General features: G+C 37.9%; 15 protein-coding genes. 1 reads left to right on the forward strand and 14 read right to left on the reverse strand.

Annotated features, from left to right (window positions below):
- Positions 1–17: 17 nt before the first annotated feature.
- Positions 18–440 (reverse strand): SMI1/KNR4 family protein, encoded by a 423-nt coding sequence (locus tag MKY37_RS08620; protein ID WP_340775987.1) that lies wholly within the window; start codon positions 438–440, stop codon positions 18–20.
- A complete protein-coding gene (locus MKY37_RS08625; RefSeq protein WP_340775990.1) occupies positions 431–2,215 on the reverse strand; it encodes a T7SS effector LXG polymorphic toxin in 1,785 nt (594 codons plus the stop codon). The genes MKY37_RS08620 and MKY37_RS08625 overlap by 10 nt, the downstream gene beginning before the upstream one ends.
- A gap of 452 nt (positions 2,216–2,667) precedes the next feature.
- Between MKY37_RS08625 and MKY37_RS08630 the strand changes: the two genes are divergently transcribed.
- A complete protein-coding gene (locus tag MKY37_RS08630; protein WP_445323028.1) occupies positions 2,668–4,716 on the forward strand; it encodes a catalase in 2,049 nt (682 codons plus the stop codon).
- 400 nt (positions 4,717–5,116) lie between these two features.
- On the opposite strand, the gene MKY37_RS08635 is transcribed toward MKY37_RS08630, so the two are convergent.
- The 12 genes from MKY37_RS08635 to MKY37_RS08690 form a co-directional block, all read right to left on the reverse strand.
- Positions 5,117–6,067 (reverse strand): acetylxylan esterase, encoded by a 951-nt coding sequence (locus MKY37_RS08635; RefSeq protein WP_340775993.1) that lies wholly within the window; start codon positions 6,065–6,067, stop codon positions 5,117–5,119.
- Between the two features lie 258 nt (positions 6,068–6,325).
- A complete protein-coding gene (locus tag MKY37_RS08640; protein WP_340775995.1) occupies positions 6,326–7,381 on the reverse strand; it encodes an SGNH/GDSL hydrolase family protein in 1,056 nt (351 codons plus the stop codon).
- An 89-nt stretch (positions 7,382–7,470) separates the two neighbouring features.
- Positions 7,471–9,351: a beta-N-acetylhexosaminidase gene (locus MKY37_RS08645; protein ID WP_340775997.1), complete on the reverse strand. Its 1,881-nt coding sequence runs from the start codon at positions 9,349–9,351 to the stop codon at positions 7,471–7,473.
- Positions 9,352–9,433: 82 nt separating this feature from the next.
- Entirely contained in the window at positions 9,434–10,144 is a 711-nt protein-coding gene (locus tag MKY37_RS08650) for an alpha/beta hydrolase (protein WP_211892687.1), read from the reverse strand.
- A gap of 17 nt (positions 10,145–10,161) precedes the next feature.
- Entirely contained in the window at positions 10,162–11,043 is an 882-nt protein-coding gene (locus tag MKY37_RS08655; protein ID WP_340776004.1) for an ROK family protein, read from the reverse strand.
- Positions 11,044–11,065: 22 nt separating this feature from the next.
- Positions 11,066–11,758 carry an N-acetylmannosamine-6-phosphate 2-epimerase gene (locus tag MKY37_RS08660; RefSeq protein WP_340776006.1) on the reverse strand — a complete coding sequence of 231 codons (693 nt, stop codon included), beginning with the start codon at positions 11,756–11,758 and terminating at the stop codon, positions 11,066–11,068.
- A 35-nt stretch (positions 11,759–11,793) separates the two neighbouring features.
- Entirely contained in the window at positions 11,794–12,963 is a 1,170-nt protein-coding gene (locus MKY37_RS08665) for an alpha amylase family protein (RefSeq protein ID WP_340776008.1), read from the reverse strand.
- A gap of 15 nt (positions 12,964–12,978) precedes the next feature.
- Positions 12,979–14,556, reverse strand: coding sequence for an FAD-dependent oxidoreductase (locus tag MKY37_RS08670; protein ID WP_340776011.1), 1,578 nt, complete (start codon positions 14,554–14,556; stop codon positions 12,979–12,981).
- Positions 14,557–14,610: 54 nt separating this feature from the next.
- Positions 14,611–16,185 carry a DUF4127 family protein gene (locus MKY37_RS08675; RefSeq protein WP_340776013.1) on the reverse strand — a complete coding sequence of 525 codons (1,575 nt, stop codon included), beginning with the start codon at positions 16,183–16,185 and terminating at the stop codon, positions 14,611–14,613.
- Between the two features lie 42 nt (positions 16,186–16,227).
- Positions 16,228–17,061: a carbohydrate ABC transporter permease gene (locus MKY37_RS08680; protein WP_340776015.1), complete on the reverse strand. Its 834-nt coding sequence runs from the start codon at positions 17,059–17,061 to the stop codon at positions 16,228–16,230.
- Between the two features lie 13 nt (positions 17,062–17,074).
- Positions 17,075–17,974, reverse strand: coding sequence for a carbohydrate ABC transporter permease (locus MKY37_RS08685; RefSeq protein ID WP_340776017.1), 900 nt, complete (start codon positions 17,972–17,974; stop codon positions 17,075–17,077).
- Between the two features lie 61 nt (positions 17,975–18,035).
- Positions 18,036–19,304 carry an ABC transporter substrate-binding protein gene (locus MKY37_RS08690; protein WP_340776020.1) on the reverse strand — a complete coding sequence of 423 codons (1,269 nt, stop codon included), beginning with the start codon at positions 19,302–19,304 and terminating at the stop codon, positions 18,036–18,038.
- Positions 19,305–19,456: the final 152 nt, after the last annotated feature.

Genomic DNA, 19,456 nt, shown 5'->3' on the forward strand with positions numbered 1-19,456 from the left:
TATCACTTCCTACTCCATTAAATATTTTCTAACGCATATAATCTCTCTAATAAGTCAGTAAATGAATCACACACTGAAGTTATTGTTGTTTCTTCACAGTCATAAAAAACAATTTTTGGTGATTTTTCATTGTACCGATAGTCAAAACATAATAAATTACCAAAAGGATCTTTACCGAAAGGAATTAATTTCTGAGATGAGAACTCATAAAACATTTTAATGTTTAAGTCTTTATTAGTAAAACTTATTAGATTATTGAAGACAGCTTCAATCCTACCATCATCACAATCAAAAACATTAGGTTCTGGGAAACCACCATTATTTTCTATTATGCACTGTTTATAGTCATCAGGTAGAATAAACCCAAATGAATTTTCAACTTCACCAATTTTCATTTCATCTAGTGGTTCTTCTGTAAAAACCCATTTAATTAGTCCCATGAAATCATCTCCAAAATCTGCTTTTTAATTTCCCCTTTTCTACCAGCTTCACCTCCACCCCATATTGCTCTTCCACCAGTATGACTAGCTGATTGGTGTTCAAAATAATCAACTATTTGCATTTCTCCTGGCTGTTGGTTGTGATGCCATGTTAAAGTTTGAGGTACTTTACCTGCTTCCAGTAATTCTATTTCTTGCTTTGTGAATTTTGTTGCCAATTCTGGATTTCCTTTTATTTCTTTGTATAACGATTTAGATAAATATTCAAATTGAACTGCGTCAGTTTCTAGATAAAGTTTCTCTGGTAAAGAAATTTCATGCTTTGTATTAAATATTGGAAAACCCTTTTTATCATATGCTACATTATACTCTTTTTCATTCTTTTTAGATATGAACGTATAAGTAGTAGTTCCATCCTCATTACGAACTTTGCTTTTGAAATTTCTAGGTTTATTAGGCTTTCTAGTATACGGAGGTTGATTCCTTACAGCTTCAACCATTGCATTCTCAAATTTTTCTTTATTAATATTCTTAGTCTTAGTATCACCAGTACCCTTAACTCCACTTTCAACCCTCACTATAGAAGTCACCTGATCCCTCAAGCCCGTTGCATTCACTGTGTTATAAGGAACTTCACCTGCGATCGCAAACTGTGTACGGGGTCCGTAGGGTAATAGATTAGCTAATGAGTCCGAGGCATTGTTGGCAGCCCCGACTACTTTTGGAACAACTGCCTTTGTGACCGTGACCCCCGATTTGGTAAGTGCACCGACACCTTTTGTTCCAACTACTGAAGTGGCAACCGTGCCTAATGCATAGGTTACCCAGTGAGCACGGGAATTGGCATCTCCGTTGACCATATCACGTTCATAGGAGGTGGTGATGGCAGATTTAATCGTGTTAAATGTTTCCATGGGATTAGTAACTGCCTCTACCGTAGCTTCCAACGTGGCTTTCGGGTCCTGGACTATATCTACAATTCCAGTAACAAAATCTTTCCCTACATCAAATAAACCAGATAAAATTCCATCTACTATTTCTAAACCAGTATCTACGATCGACTTTTCTTCCTCTTCTTCACGTAGGCACATTTCTCCTTCAATAGTTGGCGTGGTAATGGTTAAAGGGCGATTACACGCAACCAGCTCTGCCCATCGATCTGTTTGAAAGTGGATATCCGTGAGATTACTTGTGAACATCTCTTCCATGTTATGGATCCACATATCCATTGCCTGCATGTCTTGCTCGAAAGGTAGTAAAGCGGCTGTCTGGGTTGCATCAAATTCTAGAAGAGTACTTACTGTATCGTCTCGCTTTCTTTTTGCATTTAGAACGCCTTCCTGTACTTCACTATCGTTCAGATGTGGAAGGGCCACGATATCGCTCACCTGATCCATAATACTGTTTGACTCATTCGTTAGATTTTCAGTCAGTTGTGCGATTGTAGAAAGTCCCTGCTCTACCTCACTTTCCAGAAATTGCTCTACAATATGGCCGGATGTATCTGGTTCAAGTGTATATAGAGCACTTTCCATTTGTTGAAGCACTTGCTTATAACCAGCAGCAGAAACAAGAAATTGTTTGAGTAATGGCAGATGACATTCCGCATAGAAAGCACGAATGGCACTGCCTCCTTCTCCTTTAAGTTCGTCTTCCATCGCTACTAATCCTTCTACTGCTCGACGGATTGCATCTACTTCACTTTCAAGCCTGTCCAACATGGAAATATTTCGTCTTAAACCATCTTGAACCAAATCTACGTCTAGTATTTTCATAGGCACACCTTGGATTCTTTTCTTCTGTTGAAAGAATGTAAGCGGCAACTGTTGACTCTAAAGAACGATATCTTCCTTTCCTTATACATTAAACTCCTCCTCAACCCTATTAGTTATAATATTCCATTTTTTAGATAGGTGGTAAAGGTAGAGTTCAATAATAATGGAAAAATGATTCATAGGGATGGTTAACACTATATTCATAATGCAACTAAGGGTTTAATAAAATTACCTAAAAGATTTATATATACCTATAAAGATAATTTTTGTGTCCCTGTGCAAGAAACAAATATGAAATTATAAAACATTTACGATTGTTTGAACTAACTTGAATATTCCTTATACAGGGTAGAAATGCAAAGTTGTATTCTTTATACTAAGCTGCAAAAGATATACATATAGTAGGCATAGAGCCCAAATGTGGCGTAGTTTATTATACGAAAGGGGATTAAGTGGATAAATCGTCCTCAGATCAAAACAAAAAGGAACGCCAATTAGAAGAATTTCGCATGAACAATGATGGAAAAAAACTCACCACCAATCAAGGAATAAAAATATCCAACGATGAGGAATCATTGAAGGCTGGTATACGTGGACCGACACTCATGGAGGATTTTCACCTTCGAGAGAAAATTACCCATTTCGACCATGAGCGAATACCTGAGCGGGTGGTGCATGCCCGAGGATACGCTGCTCATGGAGAATTCGAATTGTATGAATCGATGACGGAATTCACTAAAGCAGGATTTTTGCAAAAGGCCGGAACTAAAACCCCTGTATTTACACGATTTTCAAATGTAGTAGGGAGCCTGGGATCCCCTGATACAGTTCGTGATGTTCGTGGATTTGCAGTTAAATTTTATACGGAAGAAGGGAATTATGATTTAGTTGGAAACAATATTCCAGTATTTTTTATTCAAGACGCGATGAAGTTTCCAGATCTGATTCATGCTGTTAAACCAGAACCGCATAATGAAATGCCTCAAGCAGCTTCTGCCCATGATACATTCTGGGATTTCGTCGCAAACAATCAGGAGTCCGCTCATATGATCATGTGGCATATGTCTGATCGTACAATACCAAAGAATTATCGAGTGATGGAAGGATTTGGGGTAAACACATTTCGGTTCGTCAATGCAGAAGGAATTTCCAGATTTGTGAAGTTCCACTGGAAACCTGTACTGGGTGTTCATTCGCTCGTATGGGATGAGGCTCAGAAAATTTCAGGGAAAGATCCAGACTTTCAGCGACGTGATTTATGGAAATCAATCGAAAATGGCCATTATGCCGAGTATGAACTTGGTGTACAAATAATAGACCAAGCAGACGAATTCAAGTTCACTTTCGATATTCTTGATGCAACCAAGATTTGGCCAGAAGAGATTGTACCTGTAAAAATAATTGGTAAGATGACATTGAATCGAAACGTTGACAATGTTTTTGCGGAAACAGAGCAGGTAGCATTTCACCCAGGAAATCTTGTACCAGGTATCGATTTTACGAATGACCCGCTTTTACAGGGGAGATTATTCTCGTATATAGATACTCAGTTACTCCGTCTAGGTGGTCCGAATTTTACGGAAATTCCCATTAACCGTCCAATTTGCCCATTCCATAATAATCAGCGAAATGGTTTTAGCCGTCAGACGATAAACGTAGGTCAAGTAAGTTATCACAAAAATTCACTCGATAATAACACACCTTCCACGAGCACAGCTAAAGAGGGTGGTTTTGTACATTACGCTGAAAAAGTAGAAGGACGTGTCATTCAGGCAAGAAGTGAGTCTTTCAAGGATCACTTTTCACAAGCAAGGCTTTTCTGGAACAGCATGTCACCTCCAGAAAAACAGCATATCATTGATGCATTTTCTTTTGAAGTTGGAAAAGTTAACAGTCGAGATGTAAGACAACAAGTTGTAGATATGTTCGTTCATGTAGATCAAGTAATGGCAAACAAGATTGCAGATAATTTAGGGGTAAATAGACCGACCGGGAAACAATCCCAAGTCACTTCTTCCTCCCCCGCACTTAGTCAAGAAAACACTATAAAAGTTCCTCAAACTCTGAAGGTGGCTGTGTTAATTGGTAACGACTTTAATCTTCCCGAAGTTGAAATGACCATAAAAACATTAAGACAGTATGGTGTAGACTATACAATTGTAAGCGAAAAACTCGGAACCATTAGAAGTTCAGATGGACAAAAAGTGAGGGTAAACGAAACATTTCTTACAACTGCTCCGGTATTGTTTGATTCGCTGTATGTTGTTGGAGGTACAGCTACCAATCAAGCAAAGTTAAATTCTGATATTATCGACTTTATAAATGAAGCTTATAAGCATTATAAACCGATAGGGATAGCGACTTCAGGGGTTCCTTATTTCAATGCTTCTAATGCAAAAGCAGGACCTGGAATTGCATTCGCTTCAAGTAATCCAGAATTTAGAAAAGAATTTGTTAATATAATCGCACAGCAACGATTCTGGAATCGAGATATTTACTAAACCAATTTTTAGGTACAGGTTTTATGTCCCTGTGCAAGAAACAAACATGAAAAAATATATATTCACGATTGTATGAATTAATGTGAATGTTTCTTACACAGGGTCGCATTCCTAGCTTAATTTACTTTATTAAAAAAGTTTAGACGTAATTCGAAATATTTCCCGGGAAATCGACAAGTTTCATGTGAAAAACAGGATAAGAAAACAGACCAAAAAGTGGCCTAATTATAAGTGAAAGCATCTTTCCTTATGCGTATAATCTAGAACACTATAACTGCCTGATATTCCATCCGATAATCTCAACTATTCAAATATTTACTTGATTTTTAAAACCGAAATTTAGTACAGAATTCCTCTAAAAAATTATATCACTTTGGCATGATACTAATTCTACAACCGCTTATAAATTCTCGCTTACATAAGAGATTGTATCGTCCAGATGTGAGCTAATGCTCCCGACGTTATGTCCTGTAAATGGGTAAACTACTACGCTCTTATCTGCTTGGATATGGTTATAGACGCCAAATATCCCTTGCGGTGGACAAACGATATCTTTCAGCGCGACCGTTACTCTAATCTTACTTTTTATCATGGAGGCAAAATTAAGATTATCAAAGTAAGTTAGGTTTTGGAAAACTTGATGTACCTTTTCAGGGTATCTTGCAAAATAGCTTTCAAGACTTAGTAGAGACCCTCCTAATTTTAGCTGAATTGCCAATTCAATATTACACATATTTGGTACATCAGCTATGGCTAATTTAGGACGATTATCTAAGGCAGCCACGGCTAGTGCAATTCCTCCCCCCATGCTACCACCATAAATACAAATGCGACTTTTATCAATTTCAGGTCTTGAGAAAAGAAAGTCAATGGCACGTTTACTATCAATATATACTTTTCGATAATAATATTCGTCTTTGTCTAAAATACCATTTAAAACCCACGTTCCATTTGTTCCAGTCATATAGCCAGAGTCGTCGCTACTCTCTCCATGCCCTCGATTATCGATCGCTAAAACGGCAATTCCCTGTATGACCCATTTCATGTAATCTGAAATAGACCCTTTATCCATGCCATAGCCATGGTATATAACTATACAAGGCAGGCTTTCCTTTGTTTCTTTCGGTAAAATATAATATCCTCTTATGGGGGTTCCACCAAATCCTTGGTAGGTAACACGATATACGTCGACCTGTTTAATCGGATATTCTTCTCTTTCGAGTGTGCCTTGTAAAGGAAGTCGTTCAGACTCATTTAATGTATTTTCCCAAAAAGTGTGGAAGTCCTCAGTCTTTGTTAAAAGGGGTTTATATGTTTCATATTCTTTGATTTGATTTTCAAAATAAGGCAAAATAACCCTCCCAAGTAGTTATTGTTTTTCCAAAACAGTCACTTGTGTTCATGAAAGTATTATGGGTAGGTATGAATGGCTGTGTTTTAAAATTTCCAGTTTCATGTCATTCTATGCGGTATGTAACTTTAAGTAATTTGCTTTTTCCATGTTACCCATCAACCTCCGACAAATTTTGAGGCGTTACTGCGGTCCTAGTCAATGTTTATTTGAGTTGTTTTTTACAATTTTGAACCTCAATACAGAACCTACTAATGCTTAGAGCTCGTTGTGCCTTAAAAACACAAATGCACTCTCCATACGATTCGCCATTTCCATAAATCCTAAGTCATTCGGATGGATACCATCGACTGTGCATTCATGCCATAATTCTCCTAACAAAGTAGAACCATCTATAAATGAAATATTCTTATCGCCTTGTTGCTTCAATTTTTCCACAGTTAATTTCGAGTATTCTCTACGATTTTGATAATCCTCGTACTCGCCTATTGCTTTATCTTGTACAAACGGAATTCTTGATATGATGATAATAGGGACATGCGGATGATATTCCCGATAAGTTTCGATAAAGGGAATTAGTTTATCTTGATATTCCTTGTATGAAACATTTGCCTCATAATCAAGCACAAAGCAGGCTGGTCGTTCGATTTCTCTGATGGTTAATGCCACTCCATGTTCACCTTTCCCACTACCGGAGAATCCTAAATTAATAAATTCTAAATTAAATCTTCGGCTGAGGATATTTGTGTACGACATACCAGGTCTACTTGCACAGGCACCTTGCGTAATGGAAGTACCATAGAAAATCACTCGTTTATCTGAAAAATACGGAGTAGGCTGTTCAATGATTGCATCTGGATTTGTTCCTATCAGTACCTCCTCTATCCCCTGATACAGAGGAAAATTCAACGTCACTTCTCTCAGTTCTTCCGTACTTTGTTGACTACTACTGTAAAAATTCCAAATCGTTTTCTCATACGATTGTTCAAGAAGAGATGGAAAGACAGTTGCATAATACATTTGCTGTCCAGGTTCCCCCACGTATACATCAAATCCACATTGACCTGAAGCAGCCATATGCCCCAAACTTGCAGCATCAGTTAACTTTACTTTTAATTCGAACTTGGAAGCATTTGTCCGAAAACTAATTTGTCCACCGGAAGTATTAGTCGCTAATTCATCCACGCGTGCGGGTATGTCATAATCAGATTGAGCCGGAAGTCGCAGGTACCGTTTCTCCTTGTCAAACCATGCAAAGCCACTTATACGAAATGGCTTTTCCTTTGGGTCGTACCATCGTATCTCTTCTGTCACTTTTCATCCCTCTTTCTGGGTCAAGGGGACAGGTTCGCCGTCCCACCATATTTTACAGGATCAGCGAACCTGTCTGTCCCTCCGTCCCTTTAGATGCTCCCCGCTGTTACTATCCGATTGTATGTTTCGCCTCTACCCAATGTTACGTTATCAGGAAATTGTTCGGGGCCATCATAACGAAGGCGCTCTTCTTCTAGTTCCTCTAGTTTCGATACGTTGCCATCTATCCAAGCATGTAGTCGGTACTCTGCCGTTTCTATTCTTGTCAATAAGCCACCATATCGAATATCTAAAACTTCCCATCCGAACGCTTTATTAACCGAAAACCAGACATCTCTATGTGCCTTTCGTAAAGAATCAACCTCTACTTTAAGAATTTCAAGCTTTTCAAGACAAACCTTAACTCCTACTTTATTCCGCTTATCATAGGCTGACTTCAAATCAATACCAAGCTCCGCCTTCACGCTTAATACCCTTGCTAGCTGCTCATAAAAACTAAACAACGAATCCACGCCCTGATTACGTACTTTAGCCGCCCTTAACTGCTCCACTAAGCCACTGTAATGTTCAGCGATCGGAAGTCCTTTTATATTTTCATCAAACAGTCCCACTAATACATCCTGCCAAAGTAAAAATTTAGACGGGTTTGAGGAATATAAGTTATCCTCCATGACTCCAGGAATTTCATCAAATTGATTCAATAAAAGAAAATCATCTAGCTTGTAGCCTGTACAGTAGGTAAACCGTTCTTCCAAATGCTCTCTACTCACTTCTTGATGATACGTATGTTCAGCAAATAATTGTAATCCAGGAAGAGCAGTTTGGATTGGTGTTTCAGCTCCGTTATCCCCCCACATTGTTGCAAAGACCTCTTTAACTCCTGTTTTTCTGCAGGCATTTAAAGCCGCCTCTGAGTTCCTAAATGCCCTCGCGTAATTTGGAGAGATTCCATTCCAGGTCCACAGCCCTCCAGCAAAAAGTGGATCTGATACGATCTGTTTATGAGTATTCAGCATTCCCTCATAAAATCTTTCATCGGAATGATAGTAATCCCAATACACCATTTTTACGTTTGGTATGGATTGTTTAACTTGGTCCAACACCGATGAATCAAAATCATAATAATTTCCATTCTGAGAAGCCAATCTGAAATACATGTCACTCCAAATCATCGGCTGCAACCCGTATTCCTCTGTGATTGATACTACTTCCTGAAGATGCTGATTCATTATTTCAAATCGATTCTGATACCCGTTTTTTTCAATGTACTTTCCACGGCCTAACTGCAAAGCTTCATCCATTCCAATATGAATCCTTTTCGTACGATACGGCCTCGACGCTGCCTCTATCAATCTCTTTAACAATTCATAGGTTTTCGGTTCGCCGACGAGTAAAATATCTTCCGTATCCTTTATATCATTCGCATAACCCCACTTTAAGGCTTCCTTTAAATGAGCCAATGTTTGAATACATGGAATCATTTCAATACCTAATCGGAAGGCATAGTCGTCACATTCTCGAATTTCATCCTCGGTGTATCTTCCACGCATATATCCAAAATAAGGTATCTCTGGAACCTTATACATTTCCTCCGTATAAACCATTACCATGTTTAAACCCATTACGGCCATTTTACGCAATAGAATTTTTATTCCATCGACCGTTAATACTGCGTTTCTCGAAACATCAATCATCGCACCACTTGTTTCAAATTGAGGTTCTTCAGTTAGATGGAATTCTTTGCTTTTTTCAATGTGTTGAAGCCATAGTCCTAACCCTCTAAAAAAATGAATCTTGTTTTCAAAGACGATCTGCCCTTTACCATCTTTATTTTGTACAACTAAAGGTCCTTGACAATTTATCACTTCAATCGGATATCCGCCCTCAGCACTTTGTATTCCCAAATCATCACTAAGGATCGAAATCCCTTCTATGATCTCTGTTAGATCACCTGTAAAATGTATTTTCATATGAAACCTCCTTCACGGGTCTTGAGGACAGGTACTATATCCCACCATATATTTACAGGGAAAGGGCCTGCCCCCTGCCCCCCTACTTATTCACAAAAAATTGCAATGCGGCTGGTAAATCCCTTTCCCAAACCTTCCATAGATGATCGTCCTCAGATTCTACATAATTCACATTTACATTTTTTAAAAGAAAGCTTTTATACAATTGACGATTCCTTGTCAAAATATATAATTTTTCCTTAGATATCGCGGATACAAACTCATCCTCATAGATTCCCACGGTTTGATAGACATTCCATGTAGATAGATCCAAAGCCTCCAACTGTTTAATATCTCCATCAGAAATAGCCGGAGACTGAAGCAATACATGCGTCCATATTTCCGGCTTTTCTAATGCGATATTTAAGCTAATATTACCTGCTAAAGAATCCCCCAGAAGACCTCTTTTACTAATTTTTGCAACTCCTAGATTACTTTCAATTTCAGGAATAAATTCATCATTTATAAAACGCAAGTAATCGTGAAAGGAAGCTCCTTTCCTACTAAACGATTCCCATCTTTCAATCGAATCGCCAGGGTGGATCAGAACGAATACAAGATGGTTAGCCAGTTCAGGATATAGATGCACTACATCCTGAATGGCTTTCTCTAGCCCTCCCAGCTCTAAATAGTCCTTGCCATCTTGGATATATAAGAGATAAGCATCCTCAATATTCTCGCTAGTCGTTACAACCATGTAATCTAGCGTTTTCTTTAAATGAGAACTATAAAATGTACGATTACATTTATTCAATGTATTTAGCCCCTTTTTTAGCTAAATTTATGCAAAGAAATTGCTCCATACAGTCCAGCTTTATTACCAAATTGTGATCTCAAAATTTTCACATCTGAATAGCTATCCATTATATGTTGTTGAACTTTTTCAGAAACGAGTTTGATAGATATATCTTGTTCCATAATTCCCCCACCTAAAATGACACAAGGAGGGTTGAAGATATGAATTAAACTGGCAATACCAAGTGCCACTTCATTTGTCCAAGTATCAAATACCTCAAACAACCTCTTGTCGCCAGCCTGTATCATTTCAAACAGCTGTCTACCATTTGAGCAGTTTAGATTTACTTTTTTTACTTCTCTAAGCAAGGCTGTTGTGGAACCATATTGCTCATAGCATCCTCGTTTTCCACAACCACAATGGATACCGTTAGGGTAGTGGTTCATATGACCAAATTCTCCCGCACTCCCAGTAACACCTCGGTGCAGCTTTGAGTCGATCATAATAGCGCCGCCGATGCCTGTTCCGAAAGTTAAAAAGAGAAAATCTCGATACTTCTTACCAGCTCCATAAAATTTTTCACCAAGAGCCCCTGCATTCACATCGTTTTCTACCTTAACAGGCACTTTAAATTTTGATTCTAAGAGATCCTTTATTCTTGTACCAGTGTAGTTTGGTAGATTGTCATTTGCATAGATAATATAACCTTCCTCACTGTTTACCTGTCCAGCAGTACTAATACTGATTGCATCTATACCAGGATACTCGGAGATTATATCCTCCAATTTTTGAATGAGAGAAAGCCCACCCTTTTTACTTTCTGTTTCAACTTCGTTAAAGAACACTATATTTCCATTCTCATCGGTTACGCACATTTTTATCGATGTCCCACCAATATCCGCAGCAAATATCTTCATTTAACTCTCACCTCAATGGAACTTAGTCCTCTATGACTTGTAAAAATCGTTTAGTAATTTCTTGCGGACGTGTAATGGCAGACCCTACTACAGCTGAGTGAACCCCAGTTGCAAAGACTTCCTTTAATTCCTCTGGTGACGAGATTCCGCCCTCGGCAATTACCGGTAACGTTAAATGATTAACAAATTGCTTAATCAAATCTATGTTAGGTAATTTTACGCCCTTTGTATAATCTGTATAGCCGCATAATGTTGTTCCTGCAGCATCAAATCCCAATTTTTCTGCTTGAATGCCTTCTTCTAGTGTCGAACAGTCCGCCATAAATAGTTGATGTGGATATTTCCTTCTGATTTCTGGAAAAACCTCTGTAATTGTATAACTATCTGGTCGTACTCGAATGGTAGCATCCAATGCAATCATATCTACCCCTTCTTTTACAAGAAGATCAATCTCCCTCATTGTTGGAGTAATAAAAACATCAGAATTGTCATAGTCCTGTTTAATAATCCCGATAATTGGTAAGTCAGTTACTTTTTTAATTTCATGAATATCTTCTACACTATTAGCCCTTATGCCACTTGCACCTGCCTGGGTTGCAGCCACCGCCATTTTGCTCATAATATAGGAGCTATGAAGAGGCTCATGTGGCAATGCTTGACAAGACACGACTAACTTTTTATAAATTTTGTCAAAAAACGCTTGTTTGTTATCCATTTCATACACTCCAGTTACCTGCCTAGGATTATTATTTAAAGGTCTAGTTCGCCCCACCATTTGTATTCCTCTAAATACACCGTATCGAAAAGCATTACTCCATTTGACTGTTCTTTACATAACTGAACCGCCTTCTTAAATTGTTCAACATTGTTGACATAATCCTTCAAATATAAACTAGCAATCACCGGAATTTTTCCATTAATAGCTTCCTTGCTCATATCAATCGCACCTTCGACACTATACCAACTAGCAGGTCTTCTGTTACTTTCTGCTTCTTCAATCGTAACCTCTTTGTAGTAGCAGCCTGTCATGATAAAATCAAATTCCTCTGCATAGCCAGATGTATGATACGTGTCAGAAGCCCATTCTAAAGAAGGGTGATAGGTTTCACTCCCCCAGTTGACCCCTTCGTTATAATATAGCGGATACCATGAACCCACATATATCGTAAAAATTAAATCTGAATTCTTTGTTTTAACCACACTTTTTGCTTTTTGAACAAAGTTTTTAATGTTTTTAGCACGGAACTCTGCCCATTTTGGAAAAAGTGGACCAAATACAGGTTTCTTTTCCTCAACAGTCATAATATCCTCTGGCCAGTTTTTCAGTTCTTGGCCGATATAAGCTTCAAATTTCGCTCTACTTAAATCGCTAAAATCTCCATAGATGTTTGGATATCGACATCTATCTAAGACAACACCATCTATATCATAGGTACGTACAATTTCTTGAATAATATTTAGTTCATATGTTTCAACCTCTGGGTGAATCGGGTTAACAAAAACAGTTGGATCATTGTGATTTTCCGCAGCTGTCGGCATATTAGAAAGGGCCTGGTTATAATGAACAACTTGCCACTCGGGCTTGTCATAGACCATTCCTTCTTTTTCTATTCCATTTCCTTCAGCGAATATATCGATATTTGCGATAATCTTCAGACCAGAGCCTTTTGCATGATGGATCATTTCTTGAAGAAAATCTCGACCTTTCCAAGCATGATACTGTTCGTCCTTCATTTCACTAACATGATAGGCAAATTCACTTGGAAATGTTGTAAATCCATATGGGATTTTTGCATCAATTACAAGATGTGTAATCTTACTTGTAAGGGCATGTTGAATTAGCTCTTTCATTTTTTCCGGCTCTAACAATCGAGTACCGTTTGCTAAAAAATCCACCCATAATATGTTTGATTGGTTCACTTTTCTCACCCTTTCTTATAGGTCAATATCTTCTGGCCAATGAAGCTGAACGCCATTATTCACTAGAAGTTTTTGATAACCCCTTAGTTGTTCCTCCACTTGTCTTACCTGATGAGGGATAACATTGTTTAATAACGAATACGCCACTAAGTAACCTGCTGATTCTCCAATATTCCATTCCGTTGGGTGAAGTCTATAACATCCATTTGTGATTTGAGTAGTCCCGATATTTTTACATGCAGGGAGTAGATTCTTTACACGGATTGGTAATAATGCACCTAGTGGAATTTCATAAGGATAATTTGGGATATAGAAACTTCGTTTTGAAACCGTTGTATGATGTAAATCCAAATGATAGCTTCCAACACCTACACTATCAAAATACTCACATATCCCTTGGTCTCCTCTTATTTCTTTACTGACATCTTTTTCTGTGATGGTGTATACAGCCTTAATTCTCCTTGATTCACGGATATATGGATATTTGGCGAGACCATCCTCCGTATCCAATACATCCTTACGGAGCCTTAAGCCAGGGTAGCCTTTTCCGCCGTCAAGTCTTGGTGCTTCTGTTTGTAGCCAGTACAAGAGAGATAAGCTTTGTTGTTTCGCATTGAATAAGTTCTTTTCGACTTCCTCTTCTGGTACTCCATAGATTGGACCAAGAAAATAGTCATTCTGCGCCCAATTTATGAGAGAAATATCACCTTCATATAAATCCCCGTCTATATTCTCTGTATCTAATATTCTTCGATACGTAAATAAGGAAGGAATATCTTCATTATTTGGGAATAACGTAAATTGTTTTAACTTTGATGTATCATCGGCATCTGTTGCATACCAGCTAAAAAGAGGCAGATGTGAGAAGCTTGGCATATACTCGCGCCAATAATCATACTGCTCGGGTTTATCAATTGTAAAATTGCCACCTTCAACATAATCAACTGCAAACACATACGTAAAAGATTGCATATCGATTAGATTTGCTTCCTCTAGTGCATGTGGTTCCCCAGTTTGTTTTCTGGACTCGGCACCTGACACATATTCAACCCCGGCAATTGGTAAAACATCCCCACATTCAGTGGCATCTAAAAAGTATTGACCGATCAATTCAATTGTTTGAGGTTCTTGGGTATGAGTCACCGTGACAGATTTTACGACATCATCTTCTGTCTTCGCATCTAAGGGCTTATAGTTGTATAGAACTTTTATTTTCCCGCTGTTTAGGTATGGGGCAAGCATATCTTCAATTACCTTTAAGGCAACCTTTGGTTCATGTGCTAACCGACTTACCCAGCCATTTCCGGGGTTTAGTATTTCATTTTCTCTTGCTTCCTTCGTAAGTGGATAGTTATCTCGATAATATTGACGTACTCTATTTCTAAATTCTCGATACGTGTCGGTACTACCGTATTTTTCAATCCATTTATGTTCATCTGGAGGTACCGCCTGACTTGTAAGCTGTCCACCCAACCAATCTGTTTCTTCCGTCATAATGACCTTTAAACCCATTTTGGCAACAGCTAATGCGGCCATACAACCACCTAACCCTCCGCCTATCACCACAACATCTGTAGATTCTTGCCTCCCCATTACCAGCAACTCCTTTGTGGGTCACAGGGACAAGCCCGTCGTCCCATCATATTTTTACAGGGACAAGGAACCTGCCCCATTTTGTTTACCTCTAGGTATATGCTCAACTTCCAAACCAACTTCAAACATACGACTCCAAGGCATGTAACATTCTTTGATCAGTATCTCGTTATCTTCATCGATGAGATTTTCCTTAATAAACACATTCAATTGCTCCTGAACTATTTCAGAAACCTTTCCATTCTTTCCGTCAACTAGGAAATAGTCATAACCTAATTCAAGCAAAATGGTATTCGTGATATTTTTTCTGACAGAACTGCAATATCCTGCATCTTCTACATAACGCAATGCTAGAAAATTAGTATGGGTTTGCGTACTACCATATATATTGTGAATCATTCCTTGTGCAATACATGTTCCTAATGTATTTGAGCTCGTATTCCAGCCAGCGTAACCAGCTAATTTAAAAAGAAGATTTTTTCTTTTCATTAGTTTCAGCAACGCCAAATCTGAACCATTCGCAAACGCAACATCGCCTACTACACATGGGATGCTTCTTTCATTCATTGTAAAATCAAGCTGTTCCACAAAATCAATTAGATTTCGATTCACTTGATATCTTGTACTAAGATTGTCTTGGTAGGCTGCTTCCATCATCGGCTCTACCGGGGAATTCACGAATAATGCAAAGTCAGCTTCTGCACGATTTGAGGTGATAAGTCCCCCTGCGGCTAAAATTTGATATTTAAGCGTTTCCATTAAAGGACGATCCTCATATAACGGTGTGACAGACGGACCTTGTGTACTTGAGAAAATTGGATATACCAACGGTCTCTTACCTTTAAAGCTGTTGATCATTCTCGCCAACAACGTACAGCCGACTTCATCTGCCCCGGGATACATATACACATCTAGCTCAAGATTATGGGAGGCAATTGTTCCTCTAACCTCCTGTTGATCAATCGCGGTCCATCCGTAAGGTGCAGAATCATCCTGAGGAATAATCAAGAAATCAATCAAGCCATTATTCACATACTCTAGGACGATCTTATTGACCTCCACATTGATTTTCCGGCGAGATAAATAATCATCTACTATTTCTTGTGGCAGTTGTTGCTTTAGGTTTTCGTACTGCTTATGATCTTCTTCAGATGCTAGATTGGATGAAATCAGATGATGCAATTTCCCGTATTGAAAAATCTCACTTCCCCAATCTGCATAATAATCCGGTTCTTCGTCACTACTTGAATACTTGGGACATCTCATGATTAAGTTGAATGCGTATATTTTTACGTCTGGATTTATTTCCTTAATCCGGGAAAGCCTTGCTAGTGCACTCCTGCAATCATCCAATGCTAGATGGTGCAATCGGGAAGGAATGATTCCTCCATATAGCAATGTATCTAAAGACAGAATTAGACCGTCTGAATCAACTGATTCCTCATACAGCCATTCCCATATCTTTTCAGTGTTTCCTTGAACTTTTTTATTCCCCATCAGGCTCAAATCTGGTCTTACGAGATTCACTTCTCCTTGAGACGAGGAACCTGTCCCTTTGTCCCAAAGAAGGTTTGGGAAGGAGTAGTTGCATGGGCGTTCGTCTAATGGGATATAAGCAATTTTGTACATTTGAAATCTCCCTTTTTCTTTGCAGTTTTCATTTCAGATGCATTATCCTTTAACTGCTCCTGAAATTCCTTCCATATAGTATTTTTGCGTAAATAAGAATACGAAGATGATTGGCAATACAGAGATTACCGTACCAGCAGCAATCCACCCAAAGTTGTATGAAAACTGTCCATTTAAGAAACTTAATGCAGAAGCTAATGGGTATTTTTCAGTATTTAATACAATAATTGGCCATAGGAAGCTATTCCAGTTCGCCATAAATTCAAATAGTCCAACAACTGCAACGGCAGGTTTAATCATCGGCATCATTAATTGACCCCAAATTCGAAATTCGGATGCACCATCCATTTTTCCAGAGTCCCTTATATCGGTTGGGATTCCCATGAATGCTTGTCTGAATAGGAAGACATTAAATACAGAAACAAGTGTTGGAAGGACAACCCCAGTAAAAGTATTAATTAATCCCATCGAATTAATTGTTAAATAGTTAACGACAAGTCCTGCCGCTGCTGGAATAATCATCGTTGAGACGAGCAACAGGAAAATAAAGTTTCTACCTTTAAACTTGAAAATAGCTAACGGATATGCTGTTAAAGCACTGAATAAAAGACTAAGGGTTACTCCTAAGAATGTGATAATAACCGTATTCCAAATATATTTAAGGAAATCCATATACTCCCATACTTCCAAATAGTTTTTAAAATCAATGAAGGTTGGAAGTATTGCAGGTGGAAATGCAAAAATGTTTTTTCCAGGCATGAGAGATACACTAAGCAACCAAAGGAATGGCCCCATCATGAAGATAGCAAATATGATTAACAACACATAAACAAAGAATTTACTGATAATTCTTTTTAGTTGATTTGTATTTTTCATAGGCTTATCCATATTAATATGGATTTACACCACCCTTCTTGTTAAACACGAAGATGAAAATACTAAAGAACATAATAATGAAACTAACAATTAAGCCTAGTGCGGAAGAATATCCAAATTCAAATTGTTCAAATCCTTGCTGGTAGATATACACACTACTTGTCAATGTAGCATTACCAGGTCCACCAGACGTTAAGACGAAGACTTCATCGAATACTCGAATAGCTGCCATTAAGGAAATTAAGGTACAGAAGAATATATATGGCTTTAACAAAGGAAGGATGATTTTTCTAATAATTTGGAAGTTACTAGCACCATCGATTTTTGCAGCCTCGATACAATCCGTTGGAACAGCTTGCAGACCTGCAAGATAGATCATCATATAATAACCTAGGCCCTTCCATAAGGTGATAAACATTAATGCCCAAAGGGCTGTATCTTTATCAGACAACCAGTTAATCTTTTCATCTAATAAACCAACAGACATTAATAGATAGTTAAGTACTCCATTCGAGCTCATTAACCAACCCCAGATTATCGCCACGGCAACCATTGATGTAACAACTGGAATATAATAGGCAGTCCTAAAAAACTTAATACCCGCTATTTTTTGATTCACTAGTATAGCCATTAAAATGGATATAATTTGAATAAAAGGAACAATAATCATATATAGTAGAGAGTTTTTAATAGAAGCAATAAAATCAACATCAGAAAATGCACGTTTAAAGTTGTCAAGTCCTACGAATGATGTTTCACCTATTACTGAATAGTTCGTAAATGCCAAAGGTAGACTGAAAATAATCGGCCAAAAGGTAAATAGAGCAAGTAATAGTAACCCTGGCGCCATAAAAAGCCATGCAGTTTGAACCTCGGAAAATCTGCTAAAACCGACAGTTCTTTTCTTTCCCATAGGGTTTTTCCTCCTAATCGAAAATGGGCAGAAATTCATCTGCCCATTCTGTTTTCATATATTAACGAGCTAGGATATCATTAACTTCTTTCTCAGCTTCTTCAAGCTCAGCATCAAGATCTTGATCATTGATGTAGATGTTTTGTAAATGTTTATTTATTGCACTATCTACGTCACCTGCATTTTCAATACCAAGGTAAAAGTCTGTTGCTTTGTCTAAGCTTTCAACAGAGGCAGTTAAAGCTTGACCTTCTAATGTTCCATCATTTTTATAGAAGTGCTCATCCTTCGCAGCTTCTTTAGTAGAAGGAAGTGTATTTGCTGCTTTCGAGAATGCTAATTGATTCGCATCGTTTGTTACATAATGTGCAAATGCAGTTGCAGCATCTACATTCTTAGATTCCTTAGGAACAACTAGATTCATAGTATTTGTATAACGAATGCCTGCTTTTCCAACTGGCGCTGGAACAGCGATTGTATTTTCATATACATCTGGTGAAGCTGTTTTTAATTGGTTAATAAACGAAGAACTTGAGATAATCATACCTACTTGTTCACTACCAAATAATTGAACTTGTTTATCAAATGCTGGAATATCCTTTGGAATAACACCAGCTTCGATTAAATCAATATTGCCTTGGATATATTCTTTTACTTCATCGTTATTGAATATCGCTTTATCGCCTTCTACAATTTTGAAACCCTCTTCAAGGATAGAGCGAGTTTCCATAGTGAATACGTATCCAAAAGAATCTGTTTTGTCTGTAATTTGTTTACCCCAGTTTGCTAGATCTTCTTTTGTTTGTGGAGGATTATTTACATCAATACCTGCTTTTTCCGCCAATGACTTATTGATATAAAGAACCGGGATACCTGTATACCATGGAAGTGCATATGCTCCTTCACCCTGCAAAGTCGAATTATAAATTCCGTCAAAATAAATTCCTTTTTGCTCGTCTGTTAATTGTTGGTTGAAATCAACTAAAGCACCTTTTGAAGCCATTTGGTTTGCCATGACAGTATTTAAGTTAACTACGTCAGGAGCTTTTTTACTTGCAATACTTGTCATTAATTTGTTCTGAACCGCATCATACGGGAAGTCTTTCCAGTCAATTTTTACACCCGGATTCTCTTCTTCGTATTTTGCAATAAGGTCATTGAAATAATCATTAAATGTTGGTTGAAGCGAAATTGTCCAAAATTCTACTGTTGTTTTTTCGTCTTTACCTGCATCCGAGCCAGAACCTTCAGAGCTACATGCAGCTAGGACACCTAAAACAAGTAAAAACACCATAGCTAAAGATAGTACTTTTTTGAAACCTTTACTCATTGCAATTCCCCCCACTAATGTTTTTTGTTTTTTTGTTTAATCTAGTACTTTTCTCCGTTCTCCCAAACAGAAAAAGAAAACGTTTTCACAAAGCGCTTTCATTAGAGAATTAACTCTCTATTAGAAATGTATCATTTTATGGAGATTAAATC

Source organism: Psychrobacillus sp. FSL K6-2836 (genome assembly GCF_038003085.1).
GTDB lineage: Bacteria > Bacillota > Bacilli > Bacillales_A > Planococcaceae > Psychrobacillus.

Excerpts from the sequence above, each read along its gene's own strand:
- MKY37_RS08690 (WP_340776020.1), bottom strand. The coding sequence starts at position 19,304 with ATGAGTAAAGGTTTCAAAAAAGTACTATCTTTAGCTATGGTGTTTTTA.
- MKY37_RS08680 (WP_340776015.1), bottom strand. The coding sequence starts at position 17,061 with ATGAAAAATACAAATCAACTAAAAAGAATTATCAGTAAATTCTTTGTT.
- MKY37_RS08660 (WP_340776006.1), bottom strand. The coding sequence starts at position 11,758 with ATGGATAACAAACAAGCGTTTTTTGACAAAATTTATAAAAAGTTAGTC.
- MKY37_RS08645 (WP_340775997.1), bottom strand. The coding sequence starts at position 9,351 with ATGAAAATACATTTTACAGGTGATCTAACAGAGATCATAGAAGGGATT.
- MKY37_RS08625 (WP_340775990.1), bottom strand. The coding sequence starts at position 2,215 with ATGAAAATACTAGACGTAGATTTGGTTCAAGATGGTTTAAGACGAAAT.
- MKY37_RS08685 (WP_340776017.1), bottom strand. The coding sequence starts at position 17,974 with ATGGGAAAGAAAAGAACTGTCGGTTTTAGCAGATTTTCCGAGGTTCAA.
- MKY37_RS08670 (WP_340776011.1), bottom strand. The coding sequence starts at position 14,556 with ATGGGGAGGCAAGAATCTACAGATGTTGTGGTGATAGGCGGAGGGTTA.
- MKY37_RS08675 (WP_340776013.1), bottom strand. The coding sequence starts at position 16,185 with ATGTACAAAATTGCTTATATCCCATTAGACGAACGCCCATGCAACTAC.
- MKY37_RS08655 (WP_340776004.1), bottom strand. The coding sequence starts at position 11,043 with ATGAAGATATTTGCTGCGGATATTGGTGGGACATCGATAAAAATGTGC.
- MKY37_RS08620 (WP_340775987.1), bottom strand. The coding sequence starts at position 440 with ATGGGACTAATTAAATGGGTTTTTACAGAAGAACCACTAGATGAAATG.